General features: G+C 54.4%; 11 protein-coding genes, 1 tRNA gene and 1 riboswitch. Of the genes, 6 read left to right on the forward strand and 6 right to left on the reverse strand.

From position 1 onward, the window contains the following. Positions 1 to 5: 5 nt before the first annotated feature. Positions 6 to 112: riboswitch (TPP riboswitch) on the forward strand. Positions 113 to 266: 154 nt separating this feature from the next. Then, complete coding sequence (locus ACQY4Z_RS15290) at positions 267 to 1,019, forward strand: ABC transporter permease (protein ID WP_409694327.1); 753 nt, start codon at positions 267 to 269, stop codon at positions 1,017 to 1,019. A 23-nt stretch (positions 1,020 to 1,042) separates the two neighbouring features. Beyond that, positions 1,043 to 1,984, forward strand: coding sequence for an ABC transporter substrate-binding protein (locus ACQY4Z_RS15295; protein ID WP_428522602.1), 942 nt, complete (start codon positions 1,043 to 1,045; stop codon positions 1,982 to 1,984). A gap of 37 nt (positions 1,985 to 2,021) precedes the next feature. On the opposite strand, the gene ACQY4Z_RS15300 is transcribed toward ACQY4Z_RS15295, so the two are convergent. The 3 genes from ACQY4Z_RS15300 to ACQY4Z_RS15310 all read right to left on the reverse strand — a co-directional run bounded on the left by ACQY4Z_RS15300 (position 2,022) and on the right by ACQY4Z_RS15310 (position 6,464). Further along, entirely contained in the window at positions 2,022 to 4,241 is a 2,220-nt protein-coding gene (locus ACQY4Z_RS15300; protein WP_428522604.1) for a CHASE2 domain-containing protein, read from the reverse strand. A 142-nt stretch (positions 4,242 to 4,383) separates the two neighbouring features. Beyond that, complete coding sequence (gene rpoH, locus ACQY4Z_RS15305; RefSeq protein ID WP_040451015.1) at positions 4,384 to 5,271, reverse strand: RNA polymerase sigma factor RpoH; 888 nt, start codon at positions 5,269 to 5,271, stop codon at positions 4,384 to 4,386. Between the two features lie 167 nt (positions 5,272 to 5,438). After that, a complete protein-coding gene (locus ACQY4Z_RS15310; RefSeq protein WP_428522606.1) occupies positions 5,439 to 6,464 on the reverse strand; it encodes an RluA family pseudouridine synthase in 1,026 nt (341 codons plus the stop codon). On the opposite strand from ACQY4Z_RS15310, the gene ACQY4Z_RS15315 reads away from it, so the two are divergent. Both ACQY4Z_RS15315 and ACQY4Z_RS15320 read left to right on the forward strand, forming a co-directional pair. Continuing rightward, on the forward strand, positions 6,463 to 6,819 hold the full coding sequence (locus tag ACQY4Z_RS15315; RefSeq protein ID WP_428522608.1) for a hypothetical protein: 357 nt from the start codon (positions 6,463 to 6,465) through the stop codon (positions 6,817 to 6,819). The genes ACQY4Z_RS15310 and ACQY4Z_RS15315 overlap by 2 nt on opposite strands. A 110-nt stretch (positions 6,820 to 6,929) precedes the next feature. Then, positions 6,930 to 7,005: transfer RNA gene (locus ACQY4Z_RS15320), tRNA-Glu, on the forward strand. An 80-nt stretch (positions 7,006 to 7,085) separates the two neighbouring features. On the opposite strand, the gene ACQY4Z_RS15325 is transcribed toward ACQY4Z_RS15320, so the two are convergent. The 3 genes from ACQY4Z_RS15325 to ACQY4Z_RS15335 all read right to left on the reverse strand — a co-directional run bounded on the left by ACQY4Z_RS15325 (position 7,086) and on the right by ACQY4Z_RS15335 (position 9,973). Then, a complete protein-coding gene (locus tag ACQY4Z_RS15325; protein ID WP_428522610.1) occupies positions 7,086 to 7,859 on the reverse strand; it encodes a DeoR/GlpR family DNA-binding transcription regulator in 774 nt (257 codons plus the stop codon). Positions 7,860 to 7,940: 81 nt separating this feature from the next. Then, positions 7,941 to 9,248: a hypothetical protein gene (locus ACQY4Z_RS15330; protein ID WP_428522612.1), complete on the reverse strand. Its 1,308-nt coding sequence runs from the start codon at positions 9,246 to 9,248 to the stop codon at positions 7,941 to 7,943. Between the two features lie 119 nt (positions 9,249 to 9,367). Then, on the reverse strand, positions 9,368 to 9,973 hold the full coding sequence (locus ACQY4Z_RS15335; protein ID WP_428522614.1) for a DUF1134 domain-containing protein: 606 nt from the start codon (positions 9,971 to 9,973) through the stop codon (positions 9,368 to 9,370). A 126-nt stretch (positions 9,974 to 10,099) separates the two neighbouring features. Between ACQY4Z_RS15335 and ACQY4Z_RS15340 the strand changes: the two genes are divergently transcribed. Both ACQY4Z_RS15340 and chpT read left to right on the forward strand, forming a co-directional pair. Further along, a complete protein-coding gene (locus tag ACQY4Z_RS15340; RefSeq protein WP_428522616.1) occupies positions 10,100 to 10,582 on the forward strand; it encodes a YHS domain-containing (seleno)protein in 483 nt (160 codons plus the stop codon). Between the two features lie 199 nt (positions 10,583 to 10,781). Next, a complete protein-coding gene (gene chpT, locus ACQY4Z_RS15345; RefSeq protein WP_428522618.1) occupies positions 10,782 to 11,426 on the forward strand; it encodes a histidine phosphotransferase ChpT in 645 nt (214 codons plus the stop codon). Positions 11,427 to 11,556 lie beyond the last annotated feature (130 nt).

An 11,556-nucleotide genomic window follows, 5' to 3' on the forward strand; every position in this document is an offset into this window, starting at 1 on the left:
GTCCCGCTTGGTCCGAGGGGTGTTCCGGTTTCCGGAACTGAGATGGCATCGCGCCGAACCCTTAGAACCTGATCCGGGTCATGCCGGCGAAGGGACGGAAACCTTAGCCTCTTCCCGGATCTCCAGTGTCATTTTCGGCTTTGCCGAAGGCAGGAGATCCTTATGTCTGCTTATGCGCTAATGCGCGGGGCATACGCTGTACAACAGCTGTCTGCCCGTTACAGAATCACAAGACCATACGCCCTCCCGGCAGGGAGCGGCGATATATGACGGTTTTGGTTTTTTTGCTGAAACGCTGTGCCGGCGTCGCGGTCGCCGTTTTTATTTGGGCGTCCTTGGTCCGTTTCTTTGAAATCCCGCCGTATATGCTGCCTGGCCCTGAGCGCGTTTTTGTTGCGTTTCAGAATCAGGGTCTGTTTCTCCTGCACCACGCCAGCATCACCTTTTCCGAGACACTTCTTGGCTTCGTCTTTGGGGTCGCGGCAGGGTGCCTTTTGGCAATCCTGATTTGGGTCTTTCCCGTGGCCAAACGGGCGATCATGCCGACGATCCTCGTGACCCAGGCCCTGCCCGTTTTTGCGATCGCACCGATCCTCGTTTTATGGCTCGGATTTGGCCTTGCTTCCAAGATTGTCATGGCGGTTTTGGTGATCTTCTTTGCCGTGACCTCCACGTTCTATGATGGGCTGCGCCGCCTTGATCCCGGGCTTTCGGACCTCAGCCGCCTTTATCGTGTGTCCCGCCTCAAGGAACTATGGGTGTTTCGGCTGCCGTCTGCCATGCCTGCCTTGGCGTCCGGCTTGAGGATCGCGGCTGTTTTCGCGCCAATCGGTGCGATTGTCGGGGAGTGGGTCGGCGCGAAGGGCGGGCTCGCTTTCATCATGCTTCAAAGCAACGCACGGATGCAGACGGACGTGATGTTTGCCGCGCTGATCCTGCTGGCTCTCATGGTTCTGTCATTGCGGTTCGCCGTAGACCATTTCACCCGGTTTCTTGTTCCTTGGCAGGTTGAAGACTGATCTGCTTTTCCTTGGAGGATTGAATGAAAAAAACACTGCTCTCTGCCGCTTTCGCAGCCGCTCTGTTTGCGTCGGCACCGGTACAAGCAGCTGAAAAGCTGACGGTCTTGATGGATTGGTTCACCAATCCCGACCACGCACCGCTGATCACCGCTCAAGCGATGGGGTTCTTTGAAGCGGAGGGTCTGGATGTCGAATTGATAGAACCTGCCGACCCCGCCATGCCGCCGAAACTGGTCGCAGCAGGTCAGGGCGACATTGCGATTTCCTATCAGCCGACCTTGCACGCCCAGATCGAGGAAGGACTCCCGCTCAAATGGATCGGAACGCTTGTTGAGACACCATTGAACTCACTGATTGTCCTCAAAGATGGTCCGATCAAGGAATTGAAAGACCTTAAGGGAAAGAAGATCGGTTTTTCTGTGTCCGGGTTTGAAGACGCCATGCTCGGCCAGATGCTGCGGTCTGTCGATCTCAGTGTCGACGATGTCGAGCTGATCAACGTCAACTTTGCTTTGTCACCGTCGCTGATGTCCGGCCAAGTCGACGCGGTCATTGGTGCTTACCGGAATTTCGGGCTTACTCAGATCGAGATTGAAGGCAAGGAAGGCAAGGCGTTCTATCCGGAAGAGAACGGTGTACCGATTTTTGACGAGCTGATATACGTTGTTCACAAGGACAAGACGGATGATCCGCGCTACGCAAAATTCATGGCGGCCATCGAAGCGGCCACGATTTTCCTGACAAACCATCCGGACGAAGCCTGGAATGCGTTCATCGAAGCCTACCCGAACCTGAATGACGAGCTGAACAAACGCGCCTGGGCCGATACGCTCCCGCGTTTCGCAAAACGTCCTGCAGCCCTTGATGAAGGCCGCTATCAGCGTTTTGCGGAGTTCATGGCTGAAAATGACCTAATCTCTAAAGTGGTTCCTGTCGATACCTATGCGGTCGAGATCCGCTGATTACCACTAACTTCTCGAAACTCGGCAGCGCGGTGTCTCAGGATGCCGTGCTGCTTTCGTCTTGCGCGACGGGCAAGCTCGCAATCCGAGCGGCAAACGGGGCGTAAAAGCTGCTGAGCCGTGGGGCGGACTGCTGGGCGGTAGTGAGAGCACTATGTGCGTCAGTTACATTGCCTGCTTCGATCGCACTTATAAGTGAATCGTGATTTTGAGCGAGCCTCTGAAAGTCCTCGGATTTTGCGTAGTTCTCATCGCCCAACAGCGCAAACAGTGTGACGGTTTCGCTTTTGCCTTTGAGAGAAATCTCGCCGGCTTCCAGGAAGGCCAGCTCCGGTGCCTGCTTTCTTGTCTCTTCCGAGACGAGGAGATCTGCGCCCACTGCCTTGCAACTTGATTCAATCCTCGATGCCACGTTTACCGCATCGCCGATCACAGAATAATTGAACCGGTGCTCTGAGCCCATGTTGCCAACGCAGGCATCGCCGCTGTTCAGACCTATACCGATCTGAACCGTCTGTGCTTTTAATCCGCGCGCCTTGAAACCGAATGCATCTTTCTCGTTCAGTTCATCGACAATCTTAAGCATAGCGAGACTGGCCCGGCCTGCTTTTTCTGCGTGGTCCGGCACGGGTATTGGGGCATTCCAGAACGCCATGATGCTGTCACCGATATACTTGTCGATCGTTCCCCCTTCGGCCTGGATGGCATCGGACAGAGGAGAGAGCAGAGTATTGAGGAAGGTAACGAGCTCTGTCGGCGTCAGTTGCTCGGAGATTGGCGTGAAGCCGCGAATGTCCATGAACAGTATGGTCATTGGCCGTATCTCACCGCCCAATGTCAGTTGTTCGGGCGCCTTCTCCAGCTGATTCACGAGATCCGGCGAGAGATATTGACTGAATGCTTGCCGGACAAAACGCTTTTCACGTTCGGTTAGAAAATAGAGCATGACCGTTGCTGCTGCGAAGACAAGAAACACAGACAGGCTTGGGTATATCGGGTCGATGAGAAGCCCTTTCTCCAAAAAGAGGTAGAAAGAACCGCCGATCAGCACTGTGGCAACAATACCGCCAAGCAAGGCTGTTCCAAGGCTGCCAATGATTGGCAAGATGAGAATGAAAACCGCACCAACCAAAAACGTCGTAAGTGTCTCCAGGCCACTTGCCCAGTCCGGCCGGGTCAGAAACTGGCCGTTGATGATTTGCTCAAGTGCCTGAGCATGTACTGCCACACCTGGAACCAGTTCGCCGATTGCGGTTGCGCGGATATCACGGAGGCCTGCCGCAGACGTGCCGACCATCACAATTTGCCCTTCGATCAAAGGCGCAAGTTCGCCGTGTCTCTCTCGGTCAAAAAAGTCCATTGCTCGGACATATCGATCTGATCGGTCCGATGTGTAATGGACCCACATTTCCCCTGCAGCTGTTGTTGGAACTTCAAAAGCACCAATTTTGAGGTCGGTTATTGCTGGAGTGCCACTGTCCACTTCGCCGCTGGCACTGGTTGTTCGGACTATCAAGCCGCTGGCTCCTTGTGCCACCCGAAGGGCCTCTGTGATCAGGCCTGGATAAACGTTGGTTCCGTCGCTCGTAATCAACGGAATGCGGCGGATGACGCCATCGCGATCATCGAGGGAAACAGAAATCGATCCAATTCCGCTCGCTGTTTGTTGAAGTGCGTCGAGGCTGGGGACTGCGGCTGGGAAGGGCGGCAGGATCGTAACTGGATCTGCTCCCCCATAGGCAATGCCGGCTTTTTTCAACGGCGTTCGGCCGGTTAACTGATCCGAGATAGCGAAGCCGAGAACAACCGGTGCGCTGGCTATTGTCGCGGCGAAACGTTCATCATTGTCCGGCAGCTGTTGCAGAGCTTCCTGAACACTCGCTGGCGTCTCTGGGGGAAGGGCAGCACGAATTTGCGTTGGTGACGTTCGATCTGGTTCAGCGAAAACTACGTCGAATGCAATGGCCGCTGCGCCCATTTCAGTCAGGGTTTCGACCAGCTCGGCAACTTTGGTGCGTGGCCACGGCCATTGCCCGATTTCGGTGATGGAGGTCTCGTCAATGTCAACGATCCGAACTGGGGCGGGCATATACTCGCGCGGACTGAAACGTTGATAGTAATCGAATGTGAGCTCCCGAACAGCAACGAGAAAGTCCGGATTGGCAATCCGAAGCCCGGTCATGAGAATCAGGACGATGGTTGCGGTTAGCGCAACAAAACCGCGCCTTGAAAAAAAAGGGTCTATCCGAAACGCCATGGGTGCCTGATGTCTTGAAACTAACCAGCAGTGCTCCTGACCCTAGGGTGGTAAGGCGCCAAGGAGCAAGCTCAGACGGACCCGCAAACAAAAAACGCCGGGCGTTTTGCCCGGCGTTTCAGTAAATCCATGTTCCAGACGCTTACGCGGCTGGTTGTTGGTCAAGCGTGCGAGCACTGTTCCGGACCGCTTTTTGAACCTTTTCAAAAGCACGGACCTCGATTTGCCGGACACGCTCCCGGCTGACACCAAACTCTCCGGAAAGATCTTCCAGCGTCATTGGGTCCTCCGACAGCCGGCGGGCCTCAAAAATCCGGCGTTCCCGATCATTTAGAACGTCCATCGCGTCGCTGAGCATTTTGCGACGCATGTCGAGCTCTTCCTGATTGGCAAGCAAGGTTTCCTGGCTATCGCTTTCGTCGACGAGCCAATCCTGCCACTCGCCAGCATCTGCTTCCGCTCGGATCGGTGCGTTCAGGCTTGCGTCGCCGCCGAGGCGGCGGTTCATCGACACGACTTCTTCTTCCGAAACGCCGAGACGGGTTGCGATTTCCTGTACCTGGTGCGGCTTCAGATCGCCCTCTTCCAGCGCTTGTATCTTGCCCTTCAGGCGGCGCAGATTGAAGAAGAGGCGTTTCTGGTTGGCTGTCGTCCCCATTTTGACGAGTGACCAAGAACGGAGAATGTATTCCTGGATGGCAGCCTTGATCCACCACATGGCATAGGTCGCCAAACGGAACCCTTTGTCGGGCTCAAAACGTTTAACGGCTTGCATGAGGCCAACGTTGCCCTCGGACACGACCTCGCCAATCGGGAGACCATATCCGCGATAACCCATGGCGATCTTGGCAACGAGGCGCAGGTGTGAATTTACAAGGCGCTCTGCAGCTTCCGGGTCTTCGTGCTCCTTGTACCGCTTGGCGAGCATGTACTCCTCCTGCGGCTGAAGCATCGGAAACTTGCGAATCTCATCAAGGTAGCGGCTAAGTCCGCCTTCCCCTGCAGTGAGTGTCGGTAAGTTCTGGGCCATTGAATGCACCCCCTCTCGTCGAAATCACCCGGTTCCCCACTTTGCCCCGCAGAGCGCAGGCGTTTGGCTGAGGCAACCAAGTTACAATGCGTGCCCTATCGGCACACGCGAACCGCTAATATAGGTTGAATTTTGCCGATTGCATGGCTTCAATGCGAATTGGCTTTCTAAAATTTTTGTAATCCGGATAAAAGATTTGCAAAATCATCGGGATATGGGCTCTCAAAGCGCAGTGTCTCGCCTGAAACCGGATGCTCAAATGCCAACAGTCCAGCATGCAAAGCTTGCCGGGTGAAACCGCCGACAAGGCTCTTTAATGGCTCTTCCAACCGGTTGATTTTCGTCTTGAAGCCGGAGCCATAATCATCGTCGCCAAGCAATGGATGGCCAATATGGGCCATGTGGACCCGGATTTGATGAGTTCGGCCTGTCTCGAGTCTGCATTCCATGAGTGAGGCAAGGGGAGGCTGGTCCGCGGCGCCGAAACGTTCCTTGACCTGCCAATGCGTGATTGCATGACGTCCGCTCGTTTTCACAACCGCCATCTTCTGCCGGTTTGCCTGAGAACGGGCCAGGTTGGCATCAATCGTACCCTTGAGGCTGGACGGCGCGCCCCACACAAGCGCGGAATATGCGCGCTCCAGTGGTCCGGTGCGGCCATGATCTGCAAATTGTGCTGCTAGCCCTTGATGTGCCTGATCCGTTTTGGCGACGACTAGAAGCCCTGACGTGTCTTTGTCGATCCGGTGAACAATGCCGGGACGTTTCACCCCGCCTATTCCCGACAGGCTGTCACCGCAATGATGGATCAAGGCGTTGACCATTGTGCCGGTCCAGTTGCCGGCGCCGGGGTGAACGACCAACCCAGCCGGTTTGTCGATTACGATGACATGTGCATCTTCGAAAATCACACTCAGCGGAATGTCTTCGCCTTTGGGATCCGGATCCTCCGGTTCAGGAAGATGCAAAGTAATCTCGTCCCCTTCATTGACCCGGTATTTCGGCTCCCCTATTTTCGCGCCTCCGATGGAAACGTCACCCGCCTTGATCAGTGACTGAACTCTGTTCCGGCTCAATGTTTCCAAATGCGATGCAAGGACGGCGTCTATCCGCTTCCCGGCGTCCTCAGGATCAACCTTTAAAATGAAATCCGCGTCAAAGCTGGCCGGATCGTCTTGGGAATTGTCTGTCATGTCTCAACCTGATTTCCGGGATGAAGGTCCGGAAGATGCCCCTTTAGATCCTGCGACCGAACGCGTTCAGGCAAAATTGAAGCGCCTGTTGCTCGGATCGTCCCTGATCATGTTTGCCGGGTTTATCGCTGTCTTTGCAGCAATCCTATACAAGATCAACACTTATGAGGCCGATCCATCTGAGGCCGCAATCGTTGAAACCCTAAATGTCGGTGCTGATGCCGAAGTTCTGCAGGCAACGATATCAGAAGGGATTATGCTCGTTCTTGTGCGTGAAGGCACCACCACCGCCTTGCTCCGGTTTGATCCGCAAGATGGAACGCTGTTGGGCCGGACGGTTTTTATTGGCCGGTAATGGATATAAACAGGCTAACGTCAAAAAAATGAGAAAGGGGGCTTGCGTGTTGCTCTAACCCCCTTTATACGCACGGTCCTCGGCTTGAAACAAACACCTTCAAGCCCCGCGCGCCCATCGTCTAGCGGTCTAGGACGCCGCCCTTTCACGGCGGAAACACGGGTTCGAGTCCCGTTGGGCGTGCCAACTTTCTCTCGAGATCTAGGGCCTATTTTTAAACTGGTCACTAGTGGCTGGTTTCGAAAAGCCTTACCACTTGCCCGCTTCTAAATGGTCGGCAGGTTTTCAGTTTCGATAAGCTGCGTATCTGAGTCTTTTGCAATCGTCGCGAATTCCGGGCTCGGGCAACGGTCGGTTACAAGCGTCGTAACTTGCGAGAGGTGGCCAACCCGGACGGGCGCGGTGCGCTCAAACTTGGTGCTGTCCGCCGCCAGGATCACATGCCGAGCATTTTCCATGATCGTTTTGGTGACTTTGACTTCGCGATAATCGTAGTCGAGCAAAGACCCGTCCGGATCAATGGCGGATGCGCCTATCACCGCAAAATCCACCTTGAACTGGCGCATGAAATCAACTGCGGCTTCGCCGACAATGCCGCCGTCCGCGTGCCTTAAAACCCCGCCAGCAACGACAACTTCAATCTGGGAATAACCCCGCATCAAGCTGGCGACATTCAGGTTGTTGGTGATCACCATCAGTCCGTGGTGTTGTAACAGCGCCTGTGCGACCGCCTCAGTTGTCGTGCCGATATTGATGAAAATAGACGCATTGTCGGGAATGAGAGCGGCGACGCTGGAGCCGATGTCAGCCTTTTCCTTGCTGGAAATGATGCGTCTTGCTTCATAGCCGACGTTTTCAATACCAGATGAGAGCAAGGCTCCGCCGTGCGTGCGTGCGAGAAGTCGGCGCTCACACAGCTCATTCAAGTCTTTACGGATGGTCTGTGGACTGACTTCGAATCTTTTCGCCAAGTCGTCCACGCTGACACGGCCCATCTGGCGGGCCAGTTCGAGAATGGCGTTATGGCGTTCGATAAGCATGAGGTATTGGTCCGGTAGGAAGTTAGTTCAATAATTCAAAACGCACACAAACTGACGCCTTCTGTCGCAGCAGAACTCTTGTCAGGCAGCCCCGGCGGTCCGCCGTTGTTTCGGCTTTTTCACAGTCGGCGGATCTGTCTTTTCAGGGGGCACTTGATCGTTGTCACTCGAGGGCTCTTTGTTTTTTCGGGTCGACGCAACAATCCGGCTAACAAGGGCTTCCGCCGCGTTGGCGATCTCTGTGGTGGACGAGCTTTCTGCGGCTTTGGGAGTTGTTGGAGGCGCTGTGTTTGGCTTTTCGGCACTGGCGGCAGCGCGGCGCGTTCTTTTCTTCGGTTTCATGTCACCAGCCGCATTTGATTCAGTTCTCGATTTCCCAGTTGCTTTCGGTGCTGACTTGGAAGCTGGCTTCTTTTTTTCAGCCGGTTCGGTGGACACTTGTTTGACCAGCTGCTGGAAGTCCTGACGGACTTGTGTGAGTGCAGATGTTGCTGCGAGATCCTGCCGAAGCTTCTTGATCTCCCCGGTTAGCCGATTGACCGTGCGGTCCTTGTTTTTTAGCTGAGAAAGTCTTTGCGAGTTTTCTGTTGCCAGCGCTTCCAACTGCTCGGTCAAATGCTTCTGAAGATCGCTGTCCTTAATGTCGGCTGCGTCCAGCTGCAGGGAAAGCCGGGTGACTTCCGCCTGCGCCGTTATAAATTTGGCCTCTGTATCCACGAGTTGAGCTTCTAGCTCTGCAAGGCGGGTCCGGGCAGTCTCTGATCGTTCAGCGTCGAGTTCTCCGGCAACAGACGGTTCCGCCTTGGCCAGGCGCGCTTTCAAGGTCGCAACTTCAGCTTCCAACCCCGTGATGGTCGCAAGCGCCATCGTGTCTGTGGCAGGCAGCCAATCGGAAGTGTCTTCGTCTTGCGCGCCTTTTGCGGTCACGTCTTCGCCGGTTTCCGGTTTCTGGGACCAGCTTTCCGCCAGAGCCTTCTCAGCTTCGGCGAGTTTTTGCTTTAGTTGTGCGACTTCCGAGGACAGCATGTCAGCTGATTTCTCATCGGAGGCTTTTGCAGAAAGCTCTTCTTTCAGTTTGGAAATCTCGCCTTCGTGGCTTTTTTCCAGCGCAGCCATTTCTGTTTTCAGCCGTGTCACATCCACGTGCCATTTTGCCGCCTTTTCCCGCTCCGCGTTCAGAGACTGTTCAACGCGGCGCAGATCGACGGCATGTTGTGCGCGTGCCTGGTCTTGCGCAGCTCGGACCTCTGCGTAACTGGATGGATTGACAGCCCGCAGAGCCTCTTCGGTCAGTCTCGCGGCACGGCGATAGAAAGCTGGCAGGATCGCAAGGCAAATCAGCCCGGCCGTGCAAAACCCTAGTGCCACATACATCGCCGCTTCTATCACATCAGGCTCCCGGTGGCCGTTCAAAGCATCAAGACGTTACATCATCATTAGAGGACATCGGTTTAATAGCCAAGTCTGGGCTCCAGTTGAGGCTGGACCCTGATAGTTTTTGCAGGTCTCTAGAAAGGATTCCAGGTCGGTTCTCTTGTGAATTTCAAGTAACCGAGATTCAACCCGAGGCGTGCGCCGACCCCGGCCTTGATCGGGACCACAAAGACTGAGTCTTTTGCAAGGACTGTCATGCCGACGCCGCCAACCAGATAGGCGGACCCATTGACGCCGCTGAATCGGTCGTAAACCCGGTCAATGCTCGGCAAATTGTAGATCAGCATCATGACGCGTGCGCCGTCAGCACCAAAGTCAAAACCGATAGATGGACCTTGCCAGAAGATTTTATGATTGCCGGCATTGCGGGTATAAAGCTGGCCTTCTCCATACCGGGCACCGGCAACAAATGCGCCAGACCCTTCCTCTCCGAGGATATAGCCGTTGGGTTCACCATAACTGGCAAACGCCTTTTCCACGACGGAGGCAAGACCTCCAGATACAGAGCCGAAAAACTGGTGCCCGGTCTGAAGTATCTGATCCTGATCATAGGTGTTGACTGGCGGCGTTTGTGTGTTGGACGAACTCTGAGCAAACCCTGGACTTGTGGCGAGGGCTATTAAAATAAATACCGCAACCGCTGGCAGAAAGGTCCAATTGCGCCTGAGCATGTCAGTCATCCTGTTTACTCCTTACCGCTGTTCAGGCGGCGTCTTTCTCTCTGCGTTGCGTCTCTGCGATGTTAAACTTAACGAATACACGAATGATTCGCAGTTGAATTGAAGAGAACCACGCAGGCCGAATCAATGAAACGTTGGCCCCCAAAAAAGACATGGATGTGTCTTTCCGCAATCCTTGTGATGGTTCTCTGTTTGTGGAGCGTCGATGGAAAGGCTCGGCCTCGGAGCTTTGTCCCCGATCCGATCACCGGATATGCCATCGGAGGCCACGATCCTGTCAGCTATTTTGTGGACGGTTATCCGCGAAAGGGAAGCAGGGAATACACATATAAGTGGGGCGGTACGGAATGGGTTTTCGTCAACAAAGGAAACATGGAGGCCTTTAAACTACATCCTAACGCTTATGCGCCGATGTTTGCAGCTTGCGGCGGATACGGGTTGTCGGAAGGCTTCGCGACTGCGGGCAATCCGTTCATCTATGCGGTCGTTGAGGGCCGGTTGATGTTTTTCTATTCGGTGGTCAATCGTTTCCTCTTCATTGTGAATGGAACCCAGAGACTGTCCGAAGCCCGTTCCTATGCCGATACCGTCGGATGCTTGCCCGAATAGCGTTGCTGACGTTTCAGCAGTCTCCGAATTCGACAGATTTGCTCGTATTGGTCCCATAGTCCCCCCAAAATAGCTTGGATGACGTGGAAATCGGCCATTCTGTCGCCTTGGCATGAGCTTTGTGGATGTGTAACGCTGGTTCAACGATCTGCGAATCAGGTTGTTTTGACAGGTTTTTCAAAAAGAGCAGCGTCGAGCTATGTCCGCACTTAAAGAGCTTTCATCCATGGATCTTGCGGCCCTGGTGGCAAGCCGGGTCTGTCACGACATTATTAGTCCGGTTGGTGCGATCACCAATGGATTGGAAGTGTTGGATGAGGAAGGGTCCGAGGACATGCGCGAATTCGCCATGGACCTCATCCGTAAGAGCGCCCGTCAGGCGTCGGCCAAGCTGCAGTTTGCACGTCTTGCTTTTGGTGCTGCCGGATCTGCTGGCGCGGAGATCGATCTCGGCGATGCCCAAGTGGTTGCCACCGGGTTTATGGAAAACGAAAAATCCAATCTGAATTGGCAACTGGAACGGCACTTGATGCCGAAAAATTTTGTGAAGTTGCTTCTCAATCTAATTCTGATTGCAAACCAATGTGTCCCGCGCGGTGGTGAAATCAAGGTCGAGATGTCCGGGACACCTCAAGCTCCTTCCTTTGAGTTGAATGCCGTCGGCCTCAATCCGCGCATTCCGCTCGGAATGAAGGAAACCTTGGGCGGAGAAGAGCCCGAGCGGGTCGATGCCCATTCTGTTCAGCCAATTTATTCGCTGCTCCTAGCGCGTGAATGCGGCATGGAGTTAACAATAGATAAAGAAGAAGACTGCGTAAAAATAACAGCTCTTCCGGTCGAATAACTTAGGCCCGAAAAGAATCCCTTTGCTTCAGCGTATCTTAACGCTTTGACGCCAACCTACTCTCATGGACTTCCCGGTCCAGACATCCTCTTCAGGGTGCGGAACCAGTAACAAGTCGGGTGAGAGCAGG

This window comes from Roseibium sp., assembly GCF_965276855.1.
In the GTDB taxonomy this organism is placed as follows: Bacteria; Pseudomonadota; Alphaproteobacteria; order Rhizobiales; family Stappiaceae; genus Roseibium.